The organism is Kitasatospora sp. HUAS MG31 (assembly GCF_040571325.1).
GTDB lineage: Bacteria > Actinomycetota > Actinomycetes > Streptomycetales > Streptomycetaceae > Kitasatospora > Kitasatospora camelliae.
In genome coordinates this window covers 3,305,864-3,330,332 of record NZ_CP159872.1, presented here as the reverse complement: position 1 = coordinate 3,330,332, position 24,469 = coordinate 3,305,864, and the positions used below count along the sequence as shown (strand labels likewise).

The following is a 24,469-nucleotide window of genomic DNA, read 5'->3' as shown; positions in this document are numbered from 1 at the left end:
GAGCGGTGCGGACGGCAGGCTGGTCGGTGTCGGGTCCGGGAGGTCCGGGCCGGCCGAGGGGAGGAACGGGTGAACCGTCCACTGGCACGGGTGCTGCTGTACACGGGGATCACCGCGGTGGTGGCCGCCGGGGCGGTGGGCTACGCGGTCGGGGACGACCGGGAACGGGACGTCCGCTACGGCGTGGCCGAGCAGGTGCGGACCCTGGTGATCGAGGGGGAGACCGGGGAGGTCGAGGTCACCGGCGGCGGCTCGGCGGTGGAGGTGACCGAGCACCAGAGCTACCGGGAGACCGCCCCGGAGACCACCCACACCGTGGCCGACGGCACGCTGACCCTCGCCTACCACTGCCCGGACGGCGACTGCGGGGTCGGCTACCGGGTGCGGGTGCCGGCCGGCACGGTGGTGCGGGTGCACAACTCCACGGGGGACGTCCGGCTGACCGGGCTGAGCGGCGAGGTGGAGGCCCGGACCGGCACCGGCGGGATCACCGCCGAGCTGAGCTCCCCGGTGGTCCGGCTGACCACCGGCACCGGCAGCGTCTCGGCCGCCGTCGACGGCGACCCGCGGCGGGTGGAGGCGGTCAGCGGCACCGGCGACGTCCGGGTCCGGGTGCCCCGGGGCCGCCCGTACGCGGTGGACACCGCCAGCGACACCGGCAACGTGAAGGTCTCGGTGGAGCGGGCGGACGCGGCCACGGACCACACCATCACGGCCCGCACCGAGACCGGCGACGTGACGGTGGACGGTGCCTGAGCCCGCCGTACCGGCCCCGTGGCCGCTGCGGGATGATCGTTCCAGTACCGGGGGCGGAGGCGGGGGAGGGGCGGCTGCGGTGGTGGGCGGGGAGTGGATGGCGCGCGTCCGGGAGCGGGCGGCCGCGCTCGGCGGCGCCGACCCGTACCTGCCGGACACCTGCCTGGCGCTGGCCGCGGCGGCGCTCTCGGTCTGGGGCGTGGTCGTCGACGACCGCGGCTGGCCCTGGTGGGTCTACCCGCTGGTGCTGGCGGCGGCCGCCCCGCTGCCCTGGCGCCGGCGGGCACCGTTCACGGTCTGGCTGGTCAGCGGGGTGTTCTCGCTGGCCCAGTCGATCGTGGCGCACTCGGTGGCACCGCAGATCCCGCTGCACCAGGTGCTGACCGTGTACACCGTCGCCGACCGCGGCCGGGACTGGCAGCGCTGGCTGATGCTGGCCGTCCTGGTGCCGGCCAACATCCTCGGCACCCACTCGCCCAACGGCATGCTGTTCAGCCTGCTGATGTCGGTGGGCAGCTTCATCCTCGGCTCCCTGGTGCGGGAACTGCGCCGGCGGGCCCGGGCGGAGGCGGACCGGGCCCGGGAGGCCGGGATGCGCGCCGCCGGTGAGGCCGCCCGCGCCGTGGCCGAGGAACGCGCCCGGATCGCCCGCGAGATGCACGACATCCTGGCGCACGCCGTCTCGCTGATGGTCATCCAGGCCGAGGCCGGCCCGCTGGTGGTCCGCACCGACCCGGACCGGGCGATCCGGACCTTCGACACCATCGCCGACTCCGGCCGCGACGCCATGGTGCAGCTGCGGCGGGTGCTCGGGGTGCTCAAGGAGGACGGTGCCCGGCCGCAGCTGGCCCCTCAGCCCACCCTCGCCGAACTGCCCGCGGTGGTGCTGCGGCTGCGGGACTCCGGCATGCTGGTCCGGGTCGAGATCGAGGAACACGGGCCCGCCGACGTCCAGGCCGCCGCGTACCGGATCGTCCAGGAGGCGCTGACCAACGTCCTCAAGCACGCCGACGCGCGCAGCGTGACCGTCCGGGTGGCGCGGCGCGGGCGGCGGCTGGAGGTGGAGGTCACCGACGACGGCGGGGGCGTCGGGGAGACCGCGGGCCCGGCCCCGCACGGCTGGTCCGGCGGTCGGGGGCTGGTCGGCATCCGCGAGCGGGCCGCCGCCTGCGGCGGCAGCGCCACCGCCGGGCCCGGGCCGGACGGGCGCGGCTTCACGGTGAACGCCCTGCTGCCGCTGGGCGACTGACGGAGAACGGGGGACGGGGATGGCGATCCGCGTGGTGGTCGCGGACGACCAGGAGCTGGTCCGCGCCGGGTTCGGGATGATCCTGGACGCGCAGCCGGACATCGAGGTGGTGGGCGAGGCCGCCGACGGCGAGCAGGCGATCGCCGCCGTCCGCGAGCACCGGCCGGACGTCCTGCTGCTGGACGTCCGGATGCCGGTGATGGACGGACTGGAAGCGGCCCGCCGGGTGTGCGCCGAGTACCCCGCCACCCGGGTGGTCATGCTGACCACCTTCGACATCGACGACTACGTCTACGACGCCCTGTACGCCGGCGCCAGCGGCTTTCTGCTCAAGGACGTCCGGCGGGACGACCTCGCCCACGGGGTCCGGATGGTCGCCTCCGGCGAGGCCCTGCTGGCGCCCTCGGTGACCCGCAAGCTGATCGGCGAGTTCACCGCCCGCGGCCGGACGCCCGGCCCGCACCGCCCCCCGCGGGCCCCCTCCCGGCTGCTGGAACAGCTCACCGCCCGGGAGGCCGAGACCCTGCGGCTGCTGGCCCGCGGCCTGTCCAACGCCGAGATCGCCGCCGCCCTGGTGGTCAGCGAGCACACCGTGAAGACCCACGTCAGCAACGTCCTCGCCAAGCTCCACCTGCGCGACCGGGTGCATGCCGTGGTCTTCGCCTACGAGTCCGGAGCGGTGGTCGCGGGCGAGTCATGACGGACCGTCCGGCCGCCCTGCGCGGCCGTCAGGGGCTCGGCCGGACCGGCGGGTTGTCAGTGCGGGCCCCTAGGTTGAGGCGTGTCGGCAGGGCCTCTCCCGCGCCGAGAACCCCCTCCCACCGCCCGAAAGGGGCCCCGCCGTGTCCGCTGCCGCCGTCGAGGAGCAGGTCACCTACCTGGAGCTGTCCGAGGAGACCGGCAGCGCCCACAAGTTCTACGAGGTCCGCCTCGCCGGCACCGACCTGACCATCACCTACGGACGGATCGGCGAGGGCGGCCAGGCCAGGAGCACCTCGTACCCGACGCCCGAGAAGGCCGCCGCGGCCGCCGCCAAGAAGGTGGGCGAGAAGGTCCGCAAGGGCTACGCGCCGGCCGTCCGCGGCGTGCGCCAGCCCCGCGCGGTCACCCGCCGGGCCATCGCCAGCACCCGCTCGACGGCCCGTCAGGCCCCGGTGCTGTGGCGGTTCCGCTCCGGCGCGGCCGCGTTCGGCATCTTCGTCGGCGAGGAGCACGCCTGGGTCGGCAACGAGCGCGGCGACATCTACACCCTCACCCACGACGGCGAGGTCACCGGCCGCTACGCCCTGCCGGACGGCGTGAAGTGCATCGTCGCCGACGACTGGTGGATCTACGCCGGCTGCGACAACGGCAAGGTGTACGACCTCGGCGGCAAGGTGCCCCGGGTCGCGTACGAGATCGCCGAGGACGTGGACATCTACTGGCTGGACATCCACGACGGCGTGCTCGGCGTCGCCGACGAGCGCGGCGGGCTGACCACCGTCGACCACGAGGACGAGTTCCAGTGGCGCCGCAAGGCCGACGGCCGCGAGGGCTGGATGGTCCGCTGCGACGCCGACGGCGTCTACCACGGCCACACCCGCGGCGTCTCCCGCTACGCCGCCCGCGGCGGCGAGCAGCTCTGGCACACCCGCACCGAGGGCGAGGTGCTGTTCGGCTGGCAGGAACGGGACGAGGTCTTCGCCGGCACCTCCCGCGGCTGGGTGCACCGGCTCGCCAAGACCGACGGCTCCGAGCGCGCCCGGTACCGCTGCGACGCCGCCGTGTTCTCCTGCGCCGCCTCGCCGGACGGCCAGTACGTCTTCGCCGGCGACAACCACTCCTCGGTGTACTGCTTCGCCGCCGACGGCACCCGGCTGTGGAAGCTCGGCACCGGCTGCGGCTCGGCGTACAGCATGCAGTACCGCGACGGGCGGCTCTATATCGTGACCACCGACGGCTCGCTCGCCTGCCTGGACGCCGGGGCGACGGCCGTCCGGGCCGCCCAGGACGGGCAGCTGCCCCGGGCCGCCGAGGTGGACGCGGCCGGCTGGGAGCCGGTGGCGGCCGGCGGGGAGCTGGAGACCGTGGCGGCGGGCACGGTCGTGGCCGGCGCCGGGGTCGAGGTGGAGTGCGTGCAGGAGGGCGCGCGGCTGCGGGTGCGGGTGGTGTCGCAGGGGTACGACGCGGCGCGGCGGGTGCAGTTCCCGAAGGACATCCGGGTGGCGGGGGCGCGGTACCTCGTCGCCGAGGTGCTGGAGTCCGGGACGGGCGGGTTCTACCGGGCGCGGGGGGAGATCAAGCGCCTGCTCTGACCTCGGCGGTCGGCCACCGGGGGACTGCGCGAGTGACCATCAGCGTGCGGGGGATCGCGGCATGTGCGACTGGCTGTGCCGGGGGCGTCTGCGGGGAGGGGTCTTCCGATTCGCGCAGTTCTCCCCCAGCCTGGCGGCTGGGAGGTGCCCCCACGCGCCCCTGTCGGGGCGCTTCTGCGGGGGCGATCACTGGAGGGCGAAGACCGGGCCGCGGGGGGTGAAGGGGAGGGGGGCGCCGCGCGGGAGGAGGTAGGCGTGCTCGCGGCGGATGCGGAGCACGTCGCACTCGCCGTCGGTGATCACCAGGATCGGTGCCCGCGCCGGGAAGTCCTCGGCCCGCTCCAGCAGGTCGATCCCCGGCTGCAGGACCGTCCCGCCGCGCCCGCGGACCCGGACCCGCCCGGCGATCTCCTCCGGCGGCAGGAAGCCGGCGTCGTGCGGGGCGGCGTCGCAGAACACCACCCGGGCGGCGGGCACGTCCCGCGCGGCCGCGTAGGAGGCGATCGCGCCGAGGGCCTTGCCGAGCAGCGGGCGGCTCATCGAACCGGAGGTGTCCAGCACCACGCCGAAGGTGCACCGGGCCACCTCCTCCGGCGGGAAGTACCGTCCGGCGCGCGGGATGTCGGGGGTGGACGCCTGCCGCCGGGATGGACGGGCGTAGCTGCGGACCGCGGCCGGGCGGGGCACGAACTCGTCGAACCAGCGGGCCAGCCGGGCGTCCCAGGGCAGCGGCGGGTGGGCGAGTGCCCGGATCTCCTCGACCAGGCCGGCCGGCAGCAGCCCGCGTTCCCGCTGGTGCAGCTCGAAGCCCTGCAGCAGGCCGCGCCGGTAGAAGTCGTCCAGGTCCACGTAGTCCTTGGGCCGGTGCGCGAGCGGCTCGCCGAGCAGGTCGGACTTGCCCTTGCCGGCGAGGGTGGCGAGGCGGCGCAGCCGGCGCTGGTCGCGGGCGATCCGGTCGTACACCTCCTCGGCCGACAGCCCGCGCAGCTGCGGGTCGTGCAGCAGCCCCTCCGGCATGGCGCCGACGCCCATCTCCACCAGCCACCCGTTGACCACGTAGTCGGCGGCGACGTTGAACAGGTACGGGTCGCGCGGCCCGCAGCGGTCCTGGTGGCGGAGGGCGGCGTGGAGCATCTCGTGCGCGAGGACGAACCGCCACTCCTCGTCGGTGAGGTGGAGCAGCGGGTTGAGGTAGATCTCCCCGGCCTCGGCGCTGACGGCGGCGACGGCGATGCCCTGGGCGCGGGCCAGTTCGGCGTCGGCGACCAGGGTGATGCCGGCCGCGATGCCGCCGAGCAGCGGGTAGGAGGAGATGAACCAGTTGAGCGCCCGGGTCCACGGCCGCTCGGGGGTGCGCGCGCCGTCCAGCTCCTCGCGCCGGCCGCCGGCCACGTCCATGGCGGCGGACATGGTGCGGGTGAGCGCGGCGGCGAAGGCGGTCGTCCAGTCCTCGGGGGTGTTCGGGGTCCGCGGCACGGTGAGGTGGTCGGGTTCGCCGCCGGCGGTGCCGGGGATCCGGGGCAGGCCGTCGCGGCGCCAGCGGGCGGCGAGCTCCTCCTCGTCGCCGCCGACCGGCTGCGGCAGCTCGAACGGGGGCCGGCCCACCGCGAAGGTGGCGAGGAAGCGGTTGACCACCGCGCAGCGGGCGGCCCGCAGGCAGGCGTCCGGCTCCTCGCGGCGGACGGCGGCCCGGCCCTGGCCCGGGCCGGGCGGGACGTGCCCGAAGCCCAGGTGCAGCAGGCTGTGCGCCAGCACCCAGGCCCACTCGGCGGGTTCGGCCCGCCGCTTGGGGTGGACGTGCACCACGCCGTTGGAGTCGACCGCCGTCCAGCCGTCCACCGGGTGGTGCGGGCAGTCCTCCTCCCGGCAGAACCCCGCGCCGATCGAGCCCAGCGCCCGGTTGGCGCTCAGCATCCGGGCGCCCTCCAGGAAGGCCTCGGCGGCCGGGTCGACGGTCCGCTGCCCGCCGCTCACCGGCGGGCCTCCACCAGTCGCGGCATGTCCCGGGCGGCCTCGATCAGGAACCAGGCGGGCAGCACCGGGTTGCCGTCCGGCCCGTCGGCGATCACCGTCTGCGCCACCTCCACCGAGATCTCGGCCAGCTGCACCAGCAGCGACTTCGCCCGGAACGCGGTCTGCCGCGAGGAGTGGGACGCGTGCTCCTTGCGGGCGGGCAGCTCCTTGACCAGCCGGCCGCGGAACGCGTCGGCCAGGTAGTACAGCAGGTCCCGGTCCTCCGGCCGGTGCGGCCAGCGGGCGTCGCCCTTGAGGATCGCGTCCAGGCCGTACGAGTTGCGGACGATCTTCGCGTACCCGCAGAACGCCACCGCGTGCTGCGGGGTCAGCAGGCCGTGCGCGAGGACCTTCAGGGTGTCCTCGTCGAGGGTCGGCCCGAAGGAGTGCAGCGCGTCGGAGAGCATGTGCCAGGCCCGCGGGGTGGAGAACGGCTCCTCGGTCTTCGGCGGCGCCGACCACAGGTGGTCCGGACGGTCCGTCAGGTAGTCGACCACCCACGGGTGCACGCCGTGGCCGTGCGCCCAGGTCAGCCAGTCCGTGGCACTCGCCCGCAGGTGCACGTGGACCAGGCGGTTGACCAGCGCGGACGCCATCGGCCTGGCCAGCGCGCCGTCGGTCGCCCGGTTCCCGGCGCCGATCACGATCGAGCCCGGCGGCAGCTCGTACGAGCCGATCCGGCGGTCCAGGATCAGCGAGTAGAACGCCTTCTGCACGTCCGGGGTGGCCGCGTTCAGCTCGTCCAGGAACAGGCAGTACGGCTCGTCCCGGGCGATCGACTCCGGCGGGCAGAACCGGGACCGGCCCTCCGGGGTCAGCTGCGGGACGCCGATCAGATCCTCCGGCGCCAGCTGGGTGCCGATCAGGCTGACGCACTCCAGCCCCAGCGACTCGGCGAACCCCTTCACCAGCGAGGACTTGCCGATGCCCGGCGCGCCCCACAGGAACACCGGCCGGACGGTGGCCAGCCCCAACAGCAACTCGGGGACCTGGGACGGCGAAACGGTGACGGCACCCTGCAAGGCAACGGCTCCTGGGAAGTCGGGGATCGGGCGCCAGTCTGCGCCCGGCACCGCCGGCGCGCACCCGGTTTTCCGCGCGGCCGCAGGACCGGACCCGCCGGCCGGAACGCCGGCCGCAGTGCCGCAGGACCGGAACCCCGCCGCCCCGAATTCCGCTGGCGCGCCGCCGCGCCGGCGCCGTACGGTCCCGGCATGAGCGCCAAGCGTCCCCTGATCGCCGTGATGACCGGCGCGGGCATCTCCACCGACTCCGGCATCCCCGACTACCGCGGCCCGCAGGGCCTGTGGCAGCAGGACCCGAGCGCCCAGGACATGGTCACCATCGGCCCGTACCTGGCCGACCCGGAGGTCCGCCGGCGCGCCTGGCTGATGCGCCGGGACGTCGGCGCGCTCGCCGCCGAACCCAACGCCGGCCACCTCGCCCTCGCCGAACTCGAACGCGGCGGCCTGCCGGTCCGCGTCCTCACCCAGAACGTCGACGGCCTGCACCAGCGCGCCGGCTTCCCCGCCCGCAAGGTGCTCGAACTGCACGGCACCGCCACCGAGGTGAGCTGCGCCCGCTGCCGGGTCCGCAGCGGCATGGACGAGGCCCTGGAACGGGTCGCCGCCGGCGAGAGCGACCCGCCCTGCCGCGCCTGCGGCGGCGTGCTGCGGCCCTGCACCGTGATGTTCGGCGAACCGCTCGACCCCGAGGTGATCGACCGGGCCGAGGCCGTCGCCAAGGCCTGCGACCTGTTCGTCGCCGTCGGCACCAGCCTGCAGGTGTACCCCGCCGCCGCCCTCCCGCGGATCGCCGTCGAGCACGGCGCCCGGCTGGTCATCGTCAACGGCGAGCCCACCCCGTACGACGACGAGGCCGACGAGGTCATCCGCGAACCCATCTCCATCGCCCTGCCGCAGCTGGTCCACCGGCTCCTCGACGGCGCCTGAGGACGCCCGCGGCCGGCCGCATACGATGGCGCTCCCGACGAGCTGGGAGAGATCACCATGCCGGTCAGCGCCTTCGACCCGTGGTCGGCCGCCTTCGTGGCGCACCCCTACGACGCCTACGCCGAACTCCGCGAACACGCGCCGGTCAGCCACTACGCGCCCAGCGACCAGTGGCTCGTCTCCCGGTACGCCGACGTCAGCGCCCTGCTGAGGGACCGCCGGCTCGGCCGCACCTACACCCACCGGTTCACCCACGAGGAGTTCGGCCGGCCCGCGCCCGACCCCGCCCACGAACCGTTCCACACCCTCAACGACAACGGCCTGCTCGACCTGGAGGCCCCCGACCACACCCGGATCCGGCGGCTGGTCTCCAAGGCCTTCACCCCACGCATGGTCGAGTCGCTCCGCCCCACCGTCACCCGGCTCGCCGACGACCTGGTCACCACCCTGCTCGCCGACGGCGGCGGCGACCTGATCGCCACCGTCGCCGAACCGCTCCCGGTCGCCGTCATCGCCGAGATGCTCGGCGTCCCCGAGAGCGACCGCCACCTGCTGCGCCCCTGGTCCGCCGCCATCACCGGCATGTTCGAACTCAACCCGAGCGAGGAGACCGCCCGGCGGGCCGTCCGCGCCAGCACCGAGTTCTCCGACTACCTCCGCGCGCTGATCCGCGAACGCCGCGCCGATCCCGGCGGCGACCTGATCAGCTCCCTCGCCCAGGTCGCCGACGAGGGCGACACCCTCAGCGAGCAGGAGATGGTCTCCACCTGCGTCCTGCTCCTCAACGCCGGCCACGAGGCCACCGTCAACACCACCGGCAACGGCTGGTGGGCGCTCTTCCGCAACCCCGGCGAACTCGCCCGGCTGCGCGCCTCGGTGGACGAACTCCTCCCCACCGCCGTCGAGGAGCTGATGCGCTACGACACCCCGCTGCAGATGTTCGAACGCTGGGTGCTGGAGGACATCGAGGTCGCCGGCGTCACCATCCCGCGCGGCTCCGAGGTCGCCCTGCTCTTCGGCTCCGCCAACCGGGACCCCGCCCGCTTCACCGACCCCGACCGCCTCGACCTCGGCCGCACCGACAACCCGCACATCACCTTCGGCGCCGGAATCCACTTCTGCCTCGGCGCCCCCCTCGCCAGACTGGAACTCACCGAGTCCTACGGCGCCCTGCTGCGCCGCGCACCCGGGATGAAGCTGGTGCGCGAGCCCGCGTGGCAGCCCGGGTACGTGATCCGGGGGCTGACCGAGCTCGTCGTGGAGATCTGACCCGGCGTCGGCGCCGGGCGAACGGAGGAGAGCGGGACATGAAGCGGGCCACCGGAACCCTGCTGGGACTGGCCATCGGGGACGCGCTCGGCAAGCGCACCGAGTTCGACGGCATCGAACAGATCGCCCGCTACTGCCCCGACTGGCGCGAACTCCCCCTGCCGAAGCCCGCGCTGGTCACCGACGACACCCAGATGACCCTCGCCCTCGCCCGTGGCCTGCGCACCGCCCAGGAGCGCGGGCCGCTCGCCCCGCTCCGGGTGGAGCGCCCGGTCCGCGAGGAGTACGTCGACTGGTGGCGCTCCCCGGAGAACACCCGCGCCCCCGGCCGCACCTGCCTGCGCGCCTGCTCCCTGCTCAGCACCGAGGGCCGCCGCTGGCAGGAGGCCAGCATCGTCGACTCCAAGGGCTGCGGCGCCAACATGCGGGTCGCCCCGGTCGGCCTGCTGCCCGACCTGACCGACCGCCAGTTCTCCGGCACCGCCCAGCTCCAGTCCGCACTCACCCACGGCCACCCCACCGCCCTCGCCGCCAGCGAACTCACCGCGCTCACCGTGCGCCTGCTGGCCGACGGCACCGCGCCCCGCGACCTGCCGGGCCGGCTGCGCGAGCACGCCCTCGCCCACCGGACGCACTACGACGCGTTCTGGCTCGGCGACCTGGCCGCCCACGCGCACGACCACTCGCCCGAGGAGTTCATCGCCCGCGGCTGGGACGAGTGCCTCCACGTCCTCGACCGGCTGGACGCGGCCCTCGCCCGGCCCTCCCTGGACACCGACCCGTGCGAGATCACCGGCGCCGGCTGGATCGCCGAGGAGGCCTTCGCCACCGGGCTGCTCTGCTTCCTGCTGCTGCCCGACGACCCCGTCGCGGCGGTCCGGCGCGCCGCGTACTCCTCCGGTGACTCCGACTCCATCGCCTGCCTCACCGGCGCGTTCGCCGGGGCCCACCACGGCGCCGGGGCCTGGCCGGCCGACTGGGTCCGGCGCATCGAGTACCGGGACGAACTGCTGGAGTTCGGCGCCCTCTGGGACTGAGCCCACCGCGCCGGGCCGTCACGGGCTGAGGGTCCGGCCGTTCAGGCGGTCGAAGACCGCGGCGACCAGGGCGCGGAGGGCGTCCAGGTCCACCGCGTCCAGCCGCTTGAGGTAGAGGCAGCCCTTGCCGGTGGTGTGCGGACCGAGCCGGGCCAGCAGGTCGGCGTACCGGTCGAAGCCCTCGGCGAGGTACACCGTCAGCGCCTGCTTGCGCGGGGACATGCCGACCGGGGGCCAGTCGCCCTCCCGGCCGCTGGCGTACCGGTAGTGGTAGGTCCCGAATCCGACGATCGAGTCGCCCCACAGCACCGGCGGCTCGCCGGTCGCCTCCGCCATCAGCGCGCACACCGCCTGCGCGTCCCGGCGCCGCCGCTCGTCCGCGACGGCGGCCAGGAACTCCTCGACACTCGCACCGGTCGGCTTCGTCCTGGGCTCGGCCATGCACCCAGGCTAGGGCTCTCCAGACGCGCGAGACGGGTGCGCGAGGCGGTGCGGCGAGCCGCCGGGACGCGGTGGTCGCCCGGTCAGCGCACGGCGAGGAGGTCGTCCGCGACCCTGCGGATGACGTCCGTACCCTCGACGACGGTGAGCCAGTCGGCGGGCAGCGCCGACTCGCCGTACAGCGCCCCGACGAGGTTCCCGCACACGGCCCCCGTCGAGTCGCTGTCCCCCGAGTGGTTCACCGAGAGGATCAGCGCCTGCCGCGCGTCCGCCCCGGCGAGCGCGCAGTACACGGCGATGGCCAGGCACTCCTCGGCGATCCAGCCGAGCCCGACCCGCTCCACCGTCCAGGCGGACGCCTCCGAGGTGTCGGCCGTCTCCACCGCACGCCGCAGGGCGGTGACGGTCTCCCCCGAGCCGGGGTACGCGGCGGTCTGGTCGATGGTCTCCTCGACCGCCCGCCGCAGGCCGACCCCGCCGGTGACCCGCTCGATCAGCGCGGCGAACGCCCCCGCCGCCAGGTACCCGGTCGGGTGCCCGTGGGTCAGCTGCGCGCACTCGGCCGCGAACTCGAACGCCCGCTCCACGCCCAGCCCGGCCAGCCCGAAGGGCGCCGACCGCATCACGGTGCCGCAGCCCTTGGAATTCGGGTTCACCGGCCCGTCCTCGCCGAACGGCACCGGCGGGACGTAGGAGTGCCCGGCCAGTCCGGTGGTGCAGGCCATGCCCGGCGCCCGGGAGGCGTACAGGAAGGGCTGGGCGAGCAGCCAGCCGTCCGGCTCCCGCTCGGGCTGCGACAGCCGCTGGGTGAGCATCCAGCGCAGGTACGCCCGGTGCACCGCCTCGCGGGTGCCGCCGCGGAGCAGGCCCTCCGCCGTGAACAGGGTCATCTGGGTGTCGTCGGTGACCTCCCCGTGCCGGCCGCCGGCCGCCACGTCGGTCAGGCCCTGCGGCCCGAACCGGTCGTGGATCGCGTCCAGCCGCTGGAACTCGATCGGCCAGCCCAGGGCGTCGCCGAGCGCGCCGCCCAGCAGCGACCCCCGCACCCGCTCCCGCCGGTCCCCCGCCGCACCCCCGGTCCGCGTCCCCGCGCCCGCGCCCGCATCCGTCGTCATCGCTCCCCCTCGTCTCCGCGGACCCCTGCGGGCCCGCCGGTCCTGTCACCGGTCCTGCTCGCCGGTTCGGGCGCTGCCCGCCCGGTCAGCGCTCGATCGACCCCGAGCGCCCGTGCAGCGCCGCCCGGTCGGCGGCGGCCCGGCCGGCCGCCCAGCCGTCGCCGTCGCTGACCCGCACCCGCTGCGACACCAGCTTCGGGAACATCCTCCCGACCGTGTCCCGGACGGCCTCCTCGCGGGCGGCGAGCACCGGCAGCAGCCGCTCGTCGGGCAGCAGCCGCTCCTCGGTGCCGTCCTCCCGCAGGTGCCGCCCGGCGGCCGCGTCGGCGGTGGCCCGCTCGGTGGCGGCGGTCAGCCGCTCCCGGATCCGCGCCGCGTAGGCGACCAGGAAGGACTGCCGGAACGCCTTGGTGCGCGGCGCGCCGTCCCGGTGCCTGCGGCTGCCCGCCTTGTGCATCGCCGCGGTGCCCTGCACCAGCAGCGAGGTGTACAGCAGCTCCACCGCGTCCAGGTCGGCGTCGAAGCCGACGATGGTGCAGAAGCCGAACTCCTTGGCCCACACCACCTGGCACCGGTTGGCCGCGGCCACCGCGTCCAGCAGCATCGCCTTCGGGCCCTCGTACGGGCTGTCCACGCCGATCCGCAGCGCGGCGGGGGCGTCCTTCGCGGCCGCCCCGGCCGCCAGCAGGGCCTCGTCGATGGAGTGCTGGGCCATCAGCTGCTGGGCCTTGGCCGTCAGCGCCTCGGCCTCCTCCGGGTACTCGGTCGACTCGGCCTTCGCCAGCAGCGCGCGGATCCGGCCCAGCATCCGCGGCTCGCCCTCCGCCGGCCGGGTGCCCGCCCGCGGCGCGGTCTGACCGGGCACCGGCCCGACCGGGGTGATCGGCGGCAGCAGGGCCCAGGCGCGCAGCAGCTCCAGGGCGGCGGTGGCCAGCGCGAAGCGGTCCAGCCGGTTCCGCTCGGCGAAGGCGGCGAGGTAGTCGGAGTCCGGCCCCCACCAGACCTCGCAGGCCAGCTCGCGCAGCTGCTCCCGCCAGCGCCGGTCCAGCGCGGCGGCGGGGTGCCGGCGGCCCTCGGCGGCGATCAGGTCGGCGGCCATCGCCAGGTGCGCCGGGCCCAGCCCGCGCCGCACCACCCGGACCAGGTCGGCCGGCCGCCAGCCCGCCGTCCAGCAGCGGCCGACGGCGCGGTCGGCGTACGCCAGCAGCGCGCGGCTCACCTCGGGCCACTGCTCGGCGGAGGCGGCCAGCAGCGAGGCGCCGCCGTCCAGTGCGTGGTCGAGGACACCGTCGGGGGCGGCGACCACCTGCTGCACCGCCCGGGCCACCAGCCCGTCGGCGGCCGTCCCCTGCCCGTTGCTGCCGCGCCTGCCCACCGTGCCCCTACCGTCGTCGTCCGTCCCGGGAAACCCCGTCCATGATGCCGGACCCGGCGTGTCCCGGGCGGACCGGTCGGCCCGGTCCGGACCTGCGCGGATCCGCCCGGAAGGCCGTCCGGGAACCGGAACCGGTTCGGTGCGGCGTGTCGGCAACTACTCACGGCTCCCGTTCGTCCTGCATCCTGAGAGGGCGCGCGGGCCGCGCGGCGGGAGGGCGCGTGAGCGCCGGGGTTTCGGGAGGTGGCCGGATGGCCGTACAGCCGTGGGGGCAGCCGTCCCCGCACGGACAGCCGTCCCCGTACGGGCAGCCCTGGCAGCCCGCGCCGACCCCGCAGGCCGCGATGCGCGCCGCGCACGCGGACCGCGAGCGCACGGTGGACGTGCTGAAGGCCGCGTACGCCGAGGGCCGGCTCTCCGCCCCCGAGTACGAGCAGCGGATGGGCGGCGCGTACCACGCGCAGACCTACGGCGAGCTGGCCCGTCTGGTGGCCGACCTGCCCTCCGGCCCGATGGTGGCGCCGCTCGGCGCGGCCGTGCCGGTGGTGCCGCCGACCTTCCTGCCGCCGCCCGTCCCGGTGCGCCGGCCGACCAACGGCCTGGCGGTGGCGTCGCTGGTGCTGGGCGTGCTGTGCCTGCCGACCATGGGCATGACCGGGCTGCCCGCGGTGGTGACCGGGCACCTCGCCAAGTCGCAGATCCGCACCAGCGGCGAGGAGGGCGACGGGATGGCCACCGGCGGCCTGGTGCTGGGCTGGCTGTCGGTGCTCGGCTGGGGGCTGATGTTCTTCTTCGGGATGCTCGCCGCGACCCTGGGCGGCTGACGGCGGCCTGACGTCAGCGGCCCGCTCGGCCGCCCGCTCGGCCGCCGTCCGGTGGCTGTCGGGTCGGATCTGTGGTAGGACGGGCGGTGCCGGGTGCGTCCGCCCGGGTGAACCCTCTCCGTCCGCCACGACCTGCGGCGTTGCATTTGTTTTGACCGTCGCCCATGCGCTAGGTACGCTCTGACCTTGTGCCTGGGGTGTCCCCGGGTCCTTGTGCGTGCCAGCAGGCCGGCCGCCGCAGCGGAGTGGTTCTCCCGCTCCGCCCGCGCCGCAGCTGCACCAGCTCATGGGATTCCGCGATTCTTCCCCCGAAGAGGCCCAACACGCCCGACCGCGTGGGTCGGCGTGCTGGGAACACCGCAGGTTAGTTTGACGCAGCCTTGGCACACAGAAAACGGAGAAACGGTGCCTACGATCCAGCAGCTGGTCCGAAAGGGCCGGCAGGACAAGGTCGAGAAGAACAAGACGCCCGCTCTGAAGGGTTCGCCCCAGCGTCGCGGCGTCTGCACGCGTGTGTACACGACCACCCCGAAGAAGCCGAACTCGGCGCTTCGTAAGGTCGCCCGTGTGCGCCTCACCAGCGGGATCGAGGTCACCGCTTACATCCCGGGCGAGGGCCACAACCTGCAGGAGCACTCCATCGTGCTGGTCCGCGGTGGCCGTGTGAAGGACCTTCCTGGTGTCCGCTACAAGATCATCCGCGGTTCGCTCGACACCCAGGGTGTCAAGAACCGCAAGCAGGCCCGCAGCCGCTACGGCGCCAAGAAGGAGAAGTAAGAATGCCTCGTAAGGGCCCCGCCCCGAAGCGCCCGGTCATCGTCGACCCGGTTTACGGCTCCCCGCTGGTGACCTCGCTGGTCAACAAGATCCTGCTGCACGGCAAGCGCTCCACCGCCGAGCGGATCGTCTACGGCGCCCTCGAGGGTGTCCGCGAGAAGACCGGCGCCGACCCGGTGGTCGCGCTCAAGCGCGCCCTGGAGAACGTCAAGCCGACCCTTGAGGTCAAGTCCCGCCGCGTCGGTGGCGCCACCTACCAGGTGCCGGTCGAGGTCCGCCCGGGCCGCGCCAACACCCTGGCGCTGCGCTGGCTCGTCGGCTACTCCCGCGCCCGTCGCGAGAAGACCATGACCGAGCGTCTGCTGAACGAGATCCTCGACGCCAGCAACGGTCTGGGCGCTTCCGTGAAGCGTCGCGAGGACACCCACAAGATGGCCGAGTCCAACAAGGCCTTCGCGCACTACCGCTGGTAGTCCGAACCCCGTCACTTAGAGACAGAGAGAGAACGAGCCACCATGGCTGCAACCTCCCTTGACCTGGCCAAGACCCGGAACATCGGGATCATGGCCCACATCGACGCGGGCAAGACCACCACCACCGAGCGGATCCTGTTCTACACCGGTGTCTCGTACAAGATCGGTGAGGTCCACGACGGCGCTGCCACGATGGACTGGATGGAGCAGGAGCAGGAGCGCGGCATCACGATCACGTCCGCCGCGACCACCTGTCACTGGACGCTGGACGGCGTCGACAACACCATCAACATCATCGACACCCCGGGCCACGTCGACTTCACCGTCGAGGTGGAGCGCTCGCTGCGCGTGCTCGACGGTGGCGTGACGGTGTTCGACGGCGTCGCCGGTGTCGAGCCCCAGTCCGAGACCGTGTGGCGGCAGGCTGACCGCTACGGCGTCCCGCGCATCTGCTTCGTGAACAAGCTGGACCGCACGGGCGCCAACTTCTTCTTCTGCGTGCAGACCATCAAGGACCGCCTCGGCGCGACCGCCCTGGTCATGCAGCTCCCGATCGGCGCGGAGTCCGACTTCGTCGGCGTCGTCGACCTGGTGAAGATGAAGGCCCTGGTCTGGTCGCCCGAGGCGACCAAGGGCGAGATGTACGACACCGTCGACATCCCGGCCGACCTGGCCGACCAGGCCGCCCAGTACCGCGAAGAGCTGATCGACATCGTGTCGAACACCAGCGACGAGGTGATGGAGCTCGCCCTCGAGGGCGAGGACATCCCCGAGGACGTGCTGATCGCGGCGATCCGCAAGGGCACCCTGGCCTCCGACTTCACGCCGATCTTCTGCGGCTCCGCGTTCAAGAACAAGGGCGTCCAGCCCCTGCTCGACGCGGTCGTGAAGTACCTGCCGTCGCCCCTCGACATCGAGGGCATCGAGGGCACCAAGCCGGGCAACGTGGACGAGAAGATCGTCCGCCAGGCCTCCGACGAGGAGCCGCTGTCCGCGCTGGCGTTCAAGATCATGTCTGACCCGCACCTGGGCAAGCTCACCTTCGTCCGCGTGTACTCCGGCCGCCTGGAGTCCGGCACCTCGGTGCTGAACTCCGTCAAGGGCAAGAAGGAGCGCATCGGCAAGATCTACCGCATGCACGCGAACAAGCGTGAGGAGATCGACTCGGTGGGCGCCGGCGACATCATCGCCGTCATGGGCCTGAAGCAGACCACCACCGGTGAGACGCTGTGCGACGAGAAGCAGCCGGTCATCCTGGAGTCCATGGACTTCCCGGCCCCGGTCATCCGCGTCGCCATCGAGCCCAAGTCCAAGGGTGACCAGGAGAAGCTGGGTGTCGCCATCCAGCGTCTCGCGGAGGAGGACCCCTCCTTCCAGGTCAACACGGACGAGGAGACCGGCCAGACCATCATCGCGGGTATGGGCGAGCTGCACCTCGAGGTGCTGGTCGACCGTATGCGCCGTGAGTTCAAGGTCGAGGCCAACGTCGGCAAGCCGCAGGTCGCGTACCGCGAGACGATCCGCAAGGCCGTCGAGCGCATCGACTACACGCACAAGAAGCAGACCGGTGGCTCCGGCCAGTTCGCGAAGATCCAGATCGCGATCGAGCCGATCGAGGCCGGCGAGGGCTACGAGTTCGTCAACAAGGTCACCGGTGGCCGCGTGCCGAAGGAGTACATCCCCTCGGTCGACGCCGGTTGCCAGGAGGCCATGGAGTTCGGCGTGCTCGCCGGCTACCCGCTCCAGGGTGTCCGCGTGACGCTGCTCGACGGTGCCTCGCACGACGTCGACTCCTCCGAGCTCGCGTTCAAGATCGCCGGTTCCATGGCGTTCAAGGAAGGTGCCAAGAAGGCGTCGCCGGCTCTGCTCGAGCCGATGATGGCCGTCGAGGTCACCACCCCCGAGGACTACATGGGCGAGGTCATCGGCGACATCAACTCTCGTCGTGGCCAGATCCGGTCCATGGACGAGCGTCACGGCGCCCGCGTCGTCAACGCGCTGGTGCCGCTCTCCGAGATGTTCGGCTACGTCGGTGACCTGCGCAGCAAGACCTCTGGTCGCGCAAGCTACTCGATGCAGTTCGACTCGTACGCCGAGGTTCCGCGGAACGTGGCGGACGACATCATCGCCAAGGCCAAGGGCGAGTAGGTCCGGCTCTGCCGGCCAACGGTTCAGCCCGGCATTCGGGATGAACCAGACCCTTTAGGCTTGTAGGAGGCAGTCCCGGGTGGATCCACCCGGATCCGCCCGGGAGCCTCCGGCACCCCCACCCCGCGGGACGGCACGGGGGGCGCGACCAGCGCCCCCGTTCCCAACCCGATCCAGACCAACTGACGTCGTACGGCGTACAGAACTGTCCTCAGGAGGACTGCAGTGGCGAAGGCGAAGTTCGAGCGGACGAAGCCCCACGTCAACATCGGCACCATCGGTCACATCGACCACGGCAAGACCACGCTGACCGCGGCCATCACCAAGGTGCTGCACGACGCGTACCCGGACATCAACCCCTTCACGCCGTTCGACCAGATCGACAAGGCCCCGGAGGAGCGTCAGCGCGGTATCACCATCTCGATCGCGCACGTCGAGTACCAGACCGAGGCGCGTCACTACGCCCACGTCGACTGCCCGGGTCACGCTGACTACATCAAGAACATGATCACCGGTGCGGCCCAGATGGACGGTGCGATCCTCGTCGTCGCCGCCACCGACGGCCCGATGCCGCAGACCAAGGAGCACGTCCTCCTGGCCCGCCAGGTCGGCGTCCCCTACATCGTCGTCGCCCTGAACAAGGCCGACATGGTGGACGACGAGGAGATCCTGGAGCTCGTCGAGCTCGAGGTCCGCGAGCTCCTCTCGGAGTACGAGTTCCCGGGTGACGACCTGCCGGTCGTCCGCGTCTCGGCGCTGCGCGCGCTCGAGGGCGACAAGGAGTGGGGCGAGAAGCTCCTCGGCCTGATGCACGCCGTCGACGAGGCCATCCCGACCCCGGCTCGCCTCACCGACCAGCCGTTCCTGATGCCGATCGAGGACGTCTTCACGATCACCGGTCGTGGCACCGTCGTCACCGGCCGCATCGAGCGCGGTATCCTCAAGGTCAACGAGACCGTCGACATCATCGGCATCAAGACCACCAAGACCACCACCACGGTCACCGGTATCGAGATGTTCCGCAAGCTGCTCGACGAGGGCCAGGCCGGTGAGAACGTCGGTCTGCTGCTCCGTGGCATCAAGCGCGAGGACGTCGAGCGCGGCCAGGTCATCATCAAGCCGGGTTCGGTCACCCCGCACACCGACTTCGAGGCCCAGGCCTACATCCTGTCGAAGGACGAGGGTGGCCGCCACACCCCGTTCTTCAACAACTACCGCCCGCAGTTCTACTTCCGTACCACGGACGTGACCGGCGTCGTGACCCTCCCCGAGGGCACCGAGATGGTCATGCCGGGCGACAACACCGCCATGACGGTCGCGCTGATCCAGCCGGTCGCCATGGAGGAGGGCCTGAAGTTCGCCATCCGTGAGGGTGGCCGCACCGTCGGCGCCGGCCAGGTCACCAAGATCGTCAAGTAATTTGACGCTCGCCTGACCTGCCTGCTCCACAGGCGAACCGCAGGGGCTCCGCGACACCGCAAGGTGGCGCGGAGCCCCTGCGGCGTTTCCGGTTCCGGGGAGCGGCGTGGGGGCGTGACGGGCGGGACGGCCGCCTCGTGGACGGGCGCCGGTCCCAGGCCCTTCCGGCGGCCGTGCGGAGAAGCCCGGGGGAGGGGTCCGGGACGGGCCCAGGCGCAGGCCACGGGCACCACACTCCGAGGCAGGCACGGAGGCAGGCACGGAGGCAGGCGCGGAGCCAGGCACGGAGGCAGGCGCGGAGCCAGGCGCAGGCGCAGGGTCCCGGTCCCCGGAGCCCGGGGTGCACCGGGAAACGCGACAGCCGGCCGCGGCGGGCCGGGGAACGCGGGTGCGTGGTCCCCGGGCCGGATGTCGCGGCCGGCTGTCGGCGGGTCCTGCGGATGGTGGAGCGGGTGGAGCGGGTGGAGCGGGTGGAGCCGGTGGAACGAAGCAGTCAGCCGGTCAGGCGGACACGGCGGGGGCGTCCTGCTGCTGCCGGGCCGCCTTGTCGGTGGTCGGCGCCACCGGCTCGCTCACCTGGCGGCGCTCCTGGGAGCGCTGCTTGAGCCGCCGCACGAACCACGGGGTCCAGTTCTTCAGCTTCATCGCCGGCGACTCGATCAGGTGCCAGGAGAGCGCCGCCAGCACCACCGTGCCGGCCATCGCGCAGAGCAGGTACACCGGCTTGCCGTACTTGGCGTAGCCCAGCATGGCCAGCGCCTGCTCGACCGTGAAGCCGTAGATGTAGATGCCGTACGAGTAGTCCCGCTTGCGGCCGACCTTCTGGAACGGGCGCGGCAGACGGACGGCGAGCCAGAGCAGCAGGTACGCGAAGGCCGGGTAGCCGAACACGAACAGGCCGCCGAAGTACAGCGTGCCGCCCAGCACCAGGAAGGAGAGCGCCGCCAGGCCGTCGTGGATCGGCAGCCGCTCGCGGTAGAGCTGGAAGGTCGCGCCGATCAGGAAGACGAAGCACAGGTGGATGATGAAGTGGACCGACATCGCCCCGAGGAACGGCACCATCACGGCGGAGTTCATGTCGCCGGGGATGCCGCGCAGGCCGGGGGCGTCGAACCAGTCACGGAGGATCAGCACGCCCAGCGCGCCGGCCATCAGCGGCACGAACTTCCGGGCCCGCTGCAGCGCGCCGCCGGCGGCCAGCAGGCCGACCATGACGTAGCAGAGGATCTCGTACTTCAGCGACCACAGCGCGCCGTTGACGCCCGGGTCGAAGTTGGTGCCGCGGTTGCGGCCCTCGGCCATCACCCCGGAGATGTCCCAGCCGGTGCTGATCGAGGTGTTCCAGGTGCCCTCGAGGTAGTTCCGCGGGCCGGCCGGGTTGTGCCAGTACCCGGCGGTGGTGCCGTGCAGCCAGTAGTACAGCGCCGGCACGATGACCAGCGCGGACAGCAGCAGCGAGCCCCACAGGCCCGGCAGGATGCGCAGGGCGCGGTGCCAGGCGTAGCGGCCGGAGGTGCTGCGCGCGCCACTGCCGGTGATCATGAACCCGGAGAGCACGAAGAAGCCGATCACCGACATCTTGCCGATGTCGGTCTGCATCCCGCTGTGCTTCCACAGCGGGTCGAGGTGGCCCCAGGCGATCGGGTACATGTGGGAGACCACCACGGCCGAGGCGAGCACCAGACGGAGCACACCGAAGCTGTTGGCCCGCGACGAGTACAGCTCGGCGAGCGAACCGCGGTAGCCGGGCAGGGCACGTACTCTGCGAGACATAGGGCTGGTCTGACTTCCTGCGAGGTGGGGCGCGCCGAGGAGGCTGCGGAGGGGGCCGCCGATGGCGGTCGGTCAGGCGGTGGCCGCGATCCGGGCGGCCCACAGCGCTGCTACAGCTTCGCGCAGGGTACGCCGCGGCCGCCAGCCCAGCGAGGCCTCGATCGCGGAGACCTCCAGCTGCTGCCACTCGGTCTCCGGGCCGGAGCCGTCCGGGGCGGGGACCTCGGTGATCTCGGTCGGGACACCGCTGACCTCGATCAGCAGCTCGACCAGCTCGCGGGCCGAGCTGGCCCGGCCCAGGCCGACGTTGAGGACCGGGGGAGCGGCGACCGGGGCGAGCGCCGCGACGATCGCGTCGACGGTGTCCTGCAGGTCGACGAAGTCGCGCTGGGCGGTGAGCGGCTGCAGCGACAGCTCGGCGGTGGTGCCCGCGGCGCGGGCCTCGGCGAGCTTGGCGGCCATCACGCCGAGCAGGCTGTGCCCGGGCTGGCCGGCGCCGACCACGTTGCCGAGCCGGAGCACCACGGCGTCCAGGCCGCCGGTCCGGACCGCGTCCGCGATCAGCTCGGTGGCCTGCAGCTTGAGCTGCCCGTAGACCATCGACGGGTGGGGCTCGGAGTCCTCGGCCAGGCTGACGCCGACCGGGCAGAGCCCGTACTCGTGGACCGTGCCCAGGTGGACCAGCCGCGGCGGGGCGGCCATCGACCGGAGCGCCTCCAGCAGACGGGACACCATGCCGACGTTGGCGCCGACCATCTGCTCGTCGGTCAGGCCCCACATGCCGCCGGCCGCGTTGACCACCACGTCGATCTTCCGGTCCGCCAGCAGGTCGGCGAGCACCGACGGGTCGTCCTCGGCGAGGTCGACCCGGGCGAAGTCGCCGGGCAGCCGGTCGGCCGGCTCCTTGCGGGCGATGGTGAGCAGGCCGTACCCCTGCTCGGAGAGCGTCGCGAGGATCGCGCGTCCGATGAAGCCGGTACCGCCGAGGACGGCGACGCGGGGCAGGGCCGGGCTGGGGACGGTCATCGCTGTGGCTCCGTGGTGGGTCGAGGGGTCAGCGCCGGTCGGTGCCGGCGACGTGGCGGAGCAGCGTGCGGGCGCCGTCGCTCTGCCGGTTCTTGAGCGCGCCGGGCACCATCGTCAGCGCGTGGATCCGCGAGGAGAGGTGGAACCGGGAGGCCTTGGCCGCCTTGGACCAGCCGTGCGCGTCCAGACGGTCCGCGACCTCCACGAAGAAGCGGTTGGCCTCCTCGAAGCGGACGCCCGTGAACGCCTGCTTGGAGGAGATCGAGACGGCGTGCCGGCGGTACTGGAAGCAGACCGTGTCGGAGATCAGCATCCGCTCGCCCGCCTGCAGCAGGTCGATGACCAGCGCGAGGTCCTGGGTGACCTCCAGGTTGTCCCGGAAGCCGGCCGCGCGGACGGCCTCGGTGCGCCAGCAGATCGAGGGGAAGAACAGCCAGTTGCCGCGCAGCAGGCTGGTCGCCAGCTCCTCGCCGCCCATCACCAGGTCGCCCTTGAACCGCGGGGCGTACAGCCGGCGCTTCGCCTGGTCGGCCAGGCCCTCGGTGGGCCGGTCGTCGCCGTCGATGACCTGGACGCCCGGCTGGACCATGCCGATGCCCGGGTGGGCGGCCAGCGCCGCCCGCACCGTGGCGACGTAGTCCGGCAGCATGACGTCGTCGGTGCCCATCATCACGAAGTGCTCTTCGCGGACCAGGCCCAGGCACTTGCGGTAGTTCCCGGTGACGCCCAGGTTCTTCTCGTTGCGCTGGTACGAGACGCGGTCGTCGCCCAGCTCGGCGAACCAGCCCGGGACGTCGGGCTCCTTGCCGTCGTCCACGACGGTCAGGCGCCAGTTCGGGTCGCTCTGGGCCAGGATGCTGCGGACGGCGGCCTGCATCAGGGCGACGTTGCCGTAGTACGGCAGCATGATGTCGAGAGTGGTCATGAACTGGACACCCGGTTCTCGGTGGTGGGGGCGGGCTGGGTCAGCTGTCGCGGAGCGTCTGACGGTAGCGCAGGCACTCCTGGTAGTCCGGCAGCAGGCCGGTCTCGATGGCCTCGGCCAGCGACGGGGCGGCCGCGTCCCGGGCGGACAGCTGCGGGACGTCGGCCGGCCACTCGATCGCGAGGTCCGGGTCCAGCGGGTGCACCGCGTGCTCGCCGGTCGGGTTGTAGGTCTCCGAGCAGACGTAGGAGAGCGTGGCGTCGTCGGTCAGCGCGCAGAAGCCGTGACCCAGGCCCTCGGAGATGTACACCGCGCGGCGGTCCACGTCGTCCAGCCGCACGAACTCCCAGCGGCCGAAGGTCGGCGAGCCGACCCGCAGGTCCACGATGACGTCCAGCACCGCGCCGCGGACGCAGGTCACGTACTTGGCCTGGCCGGGCGGGACGTCGGCGAAGTGGATGCCGCGCACCACGTCCCTGGCCGACACCGAGAGGTTGGCCTGCGCCATCCGCAGCGGGTGGCCGACCACCTCGGCCAGGTGGTCGAAGCGGTACCACTCCATGAAGAGCCCGCGCGGGTCGCCGTGCTGCTGCGGGGTGATCTCCCAGGCGCCCTCGATGGAGAGCTCACGGAACTTCATCGGGCGATCTCCTCGTCCAGCAGGCCCAGCAGGTACTGCCCGTAGCCGCTCTTCAGCAGGGGCTCGGCGAGCTCGCGCAGCTGCTCGTCGCTCACGAAGCCGGCCCGCCAGGCGGCCTCCTCGATGCAGCCGATCTTGAAGCCCTGGCGCTCCTCGATGACCCGGACGAACTCCGAGGCCTGCACCATCGACACGAAGGTGCCGGTGTCGAGCCAGGCGGTACCGCGGTCGAGGACCGTCACCTGGAGCTCGCCGGACTGCAGGTAGGCGTCGTTCACCGCGGTGATCTCCAGCTCGCCGCGCGCGCTGGGGGTGATGGTGCGGGCTATCTCGACGACCCGGTTGTCGTAGAAGTACAGGCCCGGGACGGCGTACCGGGACTTCGGCTTGGCCGGCTTCTCCTCGATGGAGATGACCTGGCCGTCGGCGTCGAACTCGACCACGCCGTACGCGGTGGGGTCGGCCACCGGGTAGGCGAAGACCATGCCGCCCTTGGGGTCGGTCCGCTGGGCCAGCCGGGTGCCCAGGCCGCTGCCGTGGAAGATGTTGTCGCCGAGGATCAGCGCCACCGGCTCGTCGCCGATGAAGTCCGCGCCCAGCACGAACGCCTGCGCGATGCCCTCGGGACGCTCCTGGACCGCGTACTGCAGGTCGAGGCCGAGCTGTGAGCCGTCGCCGAGCAGGCGCTGGAACTGCTCCTGGTCCTGCGGGGTGGTGATGATGAGGATCTCCCGGATCCCGGCCATCACCAGCGTCGACAGCGGGTAGTAGATCATCGGCTTGTCGAAGACCGGCAGGAGCTGCTTGGAGACGGCCCGGGTCAACGGCCAGAGGCGGGAGCCGGTGCCGCCCGCAAGGAGGATGCCACGCATGGGGGTTACCTTACGTGCCGCGCCAGGGGCGTCCCAACCCCGGTCGGCGGGCCCCCGAGCGGCAGGCCAGGGCCGGTTGGAGGGGCCCGTG

22 protein-coding genes are annotated in these 24,469 nt (G+C 72.9%); 12 read left to right on the top strand and 10 right to left on the bottom strand.

All coding sequences use genetic code 11. The annotated features are described in order from the left end of the window. The first annotated feature begins 69 nt into the window (after positions 1–69). From ABWK59_RS14880 to ABWK59_RS14865, 4 genes are all read left to right on the top strand, one after another. A complete protein-coding gene (locus tag ABWK59_RS14880; RefSeq protein ID WP_354641057.1) occupies positions 70–756 on the top strand; it encodes a DUF4097 family beta strand repeat-containing protein in 687 nt (228 codons plus the stop codon). A gap of 97 nt (positions 757–853) precedes the next feature. After that, a complete protein-coding gene (locus ABWK59_RS14875; protein WP_354641056.1) occupies positions 854–2,005 on the top strand; it encodes a sensor histidine kinase in 1,152 nt (383 codons plus the stop codon). Between the two features lie 19 nt (positions 2,006–2,024). Next, complete coding sequence (locus ABWK59_RS14870) at positions 2,025–2,705, top strand: response regulator transcription factor (RefSeq protein WP_354641055.1); 681 nt, start codon at positions 2,025–2,027, stop codon at positions 2,703–2,705. 142 nt (positions 2,706–2,847) lie between these two features. After that, positions 2,848–4,299 (top strand): WGR domain-containing protein, encoded by a 1,452-nt coding sequence (locus ABWK59_RS14865; protein WP_354641054.1) that lies wholly within the window; start codon positions 2,848–2,850, stop codon positions 4,297–4,299. 186 nt (positions 4,300–4,485) lie between these two features. Here ABWK59_RS14865 and ABWK59_RS14860 read toward each other — a convergent pair whose 3' ends face one another. After that, the gene (locus tag ABWK59_RS14860; protein WP_354644955.1) at positions 4,486–6,213 is read right to left on the bottom strand and encodes a DUF2201 family putative metallopeptidase; all 1,728 of its coding nucleotides are present in this window, start codon (positions 6,211–6,213) and stop codon (positions 4,486–4,488) included. A 56-nt stretch (positions 6,214–6,269) separates the two neighbouring features. Next, positions 6,270–7,334: an ATP-binding protein gene (locus ABWK59_RS14855; RefSeq protein WP_354641053.1), complete on the bottom strand. Its 1,065-nt coding sequence runs from the start codon at positions 7,332–7,334 to the stop codon at positions 6,270–6,272. A gap of 192 nt (positions 7,335–7,526) precedes the next feature. On the opposite strand from ABWK59_RS14855, the gene ABWK59_RS14850 reads away from it, so the two are divergent. From ABWK59_RS14850 to ABWK59_RS14840, 3 genes are read left to right on the top strand one after another with little or no spacing between them, the layout of a single operon-like run. Continuing rightward, a complete protein-coding gene (locus tag ABWK59_RS14850) occupies positions 7,527–8,264 on the top strand; it encodes an SIR2 family NAD-dependent protein deacylase (protein ID WP_354641052.1) in 738 nt (245 codons plus the stop codon). A gap of 57 nt (positions 8,265–8,321) precedes the next feature. Then, complete coding sequence (locus ABWK59_RS14845; protein ID WP_354641051.1) at positions 8,322–9,533, top strand: cytochrome P450; 1,212 nt, start codon at positions 8,322–8,324, stop codon at positions 9,531–9,533. Between the two features lie 38 nt (positions 9,534–9,571). Further along, positions 9,572–10,570 (top strand): ADP-ribosylglycohydrolase family protein, encoded by a 999-nt coding sequence (locus tag ABWK59_RS14840; RefSeq protein ID WP_354641050.1) that lies wholly within the window; start codon positions 9,572–9,574, stop codon positions 10,568–10,570. An 18-nt stretch (positions 10,571–10,588) separates the two neighbouring features. Here ABWK59_RS14840 and ABWK59_RS14835 read toward each other — a convergent pair whose 3' ends face one another. The 3 genes from ABWK59_RS14835 to ABWK59_RS14825 form a co-directional block, all read right to left on the bottom strand. After that, positions 10,589–11,011, bottom strand: coding sequence for a DUF1801 domain-containing protein (locus ABWK59_RS14835; protein ID WP_354641049.1), 423 nt, complete (start codon positions 11,009–11,011; stop codon positions 10,589–10,591). A gap of 83 nt (positions 11,012–11,094) precedes the next feature. Then, on the bottom strand, positions 11,095–12,126 hold the full coding sequence (locus ABWK59_RS14830; protein WP_354641048.1) for an ADP-ribosylglycohydrolase family protein: 1,032 nt from the start codon (positions 12,124–12,126) through the stop codon (positions 11,095–11,097). 85 nt (positions 12,127–12,211) lie between these two features. Then, complete coding sequence (locus tag ABWK59_RS14825; RefSeq protein WP_354641047.1) at positions 12,212–13,501, bottom strand: DUF2786 domain-containing protein; 1,290 nt, start codon at positions 13,499–13,501, stop codon at positions 12,212–12,214. Positions 13,502–13,752: 251 nt separating this feature from the next. Here ABWK59_RS14825 and ABWK59_RS14820 point away from each other — a divergent pair, with 251 nt between their 5' ends. The 5 genes from ABWK59_RS14820 to tuf all read left to right on the top strand — a co-directional run bounded on the left by ABWK59_RS14820 (position 13,753) and on the right by tuf (position 19,142). After that, on the top strand, positions 13,753–14,325 hold the full coding sequence (locus ABWK59_RS14820) for a DUF1707 and DUF4190 domain-containing protein (protein ID WP_354641046.1): 573 nt from the start codon (positions 13,753–13,755) through the stop codon (positions 14,323–14,325). 405 nt (positions 14,326–14,730) lie between these two features. Further along, a complete protein-coding gene (gene rpsL / locus ABWK59_RS14815; protein WP_014144289.1) occupies positions 14,731–15,102 on the top strand; it encodes a 30S ribosomal protein S12 in 372 nt (123 codons plus the stop codon). Between the two features lie 2 nt (positions 15,103–15,104). Continuing rightward, positions 15,105–15,575 (top strand): 30S ribosomal protein S7, encoded by a 471-nt coding sequence (gene rpsG, locus ABWK59_RS14810; protein WP_344634829.1) that lies wholly within the window; start codon positions 15,105–15,107, stop codon positions 15,573–15,575. Between the two features lie 42 nt (positions 15,576–15,617). Beyond that, the gene (fusA, locus tag ABWK59_RS14805; RefSeq protein WP_354641045.1) at positions 15,618–17,723 is read left to right on the top strand and encodes an elongation factor G; all 2,106 of its coding nucleotides are present in this window, start codon (positions 15,618–15,620) and stop codon (positions 17,721–17,723) included. Positions 17,724–17,948: 225 nt separating this feature from the next. Then, positions 17,949–19,142, top strand: a complete 1,194-nt coding sequence (gene tuf / locus ABWK59_RS14800; RefSeq protein WP_354641044.1) for an elongation factor Tu — start codon at positions 17,949–17,951, stop codon at positions 19,140–19,142. A 501-nt stretch (positions 19,143–19,643) separates the two neighbouring features. On the opposite strand, the gene ABWK59_RS14795 is transcribed toward tuf, so the two are convergent. The 5 genes from ABWK59_RS14795 to rfbA form a co-directional block, all read right to left on the bottom strand. Beyond that, positions 19,644–20,915 carry an acyltransferase family protein gene (locus ABWK59_RS14795; RefSeq protein ID WP_354641043.1) on the bottom strand — a complete coding sequence of 424 codons (1,272 nt, stop codon included), beginning with the start codon at positions 20,913–20,915 and terminating at the stop codon, positions 19,644–19,646. 72 nt (positions 20,916–20,987) lie between these two features. Continuing rightward, positions 20,988–21,941 (bottom strand): NAD-dependent epimerase/dehydratase family protein, encoded by a 954-nt coding sequence (locus tag ABWK59_RS14790; RefSeq protein ID WP_354641042.1) that lies wholly within the window; start codon positions 21,939–21,941, stop codon positions 20,988–20,990. 28 nt (positions 21,942–21,969) lie between these two features. Then, complete coding sequence (locus ABWK59_RS14785; protein WP_354641041.1) at positions 21,970–22,866, bottom strand: glycosyltransferase family 2 protein; 897 nt, start codon at positions 22,864–22,866, stop codon at positions 21,970–21,972. A gap of 40 nt (positions 22,867–22,906) precedes the next feature. Beyond that, a complete protein-coding gene (locus ABWK59_RS14780) occupies positions 22,907–23,506 on the bottom strand; it encodes a dTDP-4-dehydrorhamnose 3,5-epimerase family protein (RefSeq protein WP_354641040.1) in 600 nt (199 codons plus the stop codon). After that, a complete protein-coding gene (rfbA, locus tag ABWK59_RS14775; RefSeq protein WP_354641039.1) occupies positions 23,503–24,378 on the bottom strand; it encodes a glucose-1-phosphate thymidylyltransferase RfbA in 876 nt (291 codons plus the stop codon). Before rfbA ends, ABWK59_RS14780 begins: the two co-directional genes overlap by 4 nt. Between the last annotated feature and the right edge of the window lie 91 nt (positions 24,379–24,469).

Coding starts and splice junctions, on each gene's coding strand:
- ABWK59_RS14875 (WP_354641056.1), top strand. CDS start 854: ATGGCGCGCGTCCGGGAGCGGGCGGCCGCGCTCGGCGGCGCCGACCCG.
- ABWK59_RS14870 (WP_354641055.1), top strand. CDS start 2,025: ATGGCGATCCGCGTGGTGGTCGCGGACGACCAGGAGCTGGTCCGCGCC.
- ABWK59_RS14860 (WP_354644955.1), bottom strand. CDS start 6,213: ATGCTGAGCGCCAACCGGGCGCTGGGCTCGATCGGCGCGGGGTTCTGC.
- ABWK59_RS14850 (WP_354641052.1), top strand. CDS start 7,527: ATGAGCGCCAAGCGTCCCCTGATCGCCGTGATGACCGGCGCGGGCATC.
- ABWK59_RS14845 (WP_354641051.1), top strand. CDS start 8,322: ATGCCGGTCAGCGCCTTCGACCCGTGGTCGGCCGCCTTCGTGGCGCAC.
- ABWK59_RS14840 (WP_354641050.1), top strand. CDS start 9,572: ATGAAGCGGGCCACCGGAACCCTGCTGGGACTGGCCATCGGGGACGCG.
- ABWK59_RS14835 (WP_354641049.1), bottom strand. CDS start 11,011: ATGGCCGAGCCCAGGACGAAGCCGACCGGTGCGAGTGTCGAGGAGTTC.
- ABWK59_RS14830 (WP_354641048.1), bottom strand. CDS start 12,126: ATGACGACGGATGCGGGCGCGGGCGCGGGGACGCGGACCGGGGGTGCG.
- ABWK59_RS14820 (WP_354641046.1), top strand. CDS start 13,753: ATGGCCGTACAGCCGTGGGGGCAGCCGTCCCCGCACGGACAGCCGTCC.
- rpsG (WP_344634829.1), top strand. CDS start 15,105: ATGCCTCGTAAGGGCCCCGCCCCGAAGCGCCCGGTCATCGTCGACCCG.
- fusA (WP_354641045.1), top strand. CDS start 15,618: ATGGCTGCAACCTCCCTTGACCTGGCCAAGACCCGGAACATCGGGATC.
- ABWK59_RS14795 (WP_354641043.1), bottom strand. CDS start 20,915: ATGTCTCGCAGAGTACGTGCCCTGCCCGGCTACCGCGGTTCGCTCGCC.
- ABWK59_RS14790 (WP_354641042.1), bottom strand. CDS start 21,941: ATGACCGTCCCCAGCCCGGCCCTGCCCCGCGTCGCCGTCCTCGGCGGT.
- ABWK59_RS14785 (WP_354641041.1), bottom strand. CDS start 22,866: ATGACCACTCTCGACATCATGCTGCCGTACTACGGCAACGTCGCCCTG.
- ABWK59_RS14780 (WP_354641040.1), bottom strand. CDS start 23,506: ATGAAGTTCCGTGAGCTCTCCATCGAGGGCGCCTGGGAGATCACCCCG.
- rfbA (WP_354641039.1), bottom strand. CDS start 24,378: ATGCGTGGCATCCTCCTTGCGGGCGGCACCGGCTCCCGCCTCTGGCCG.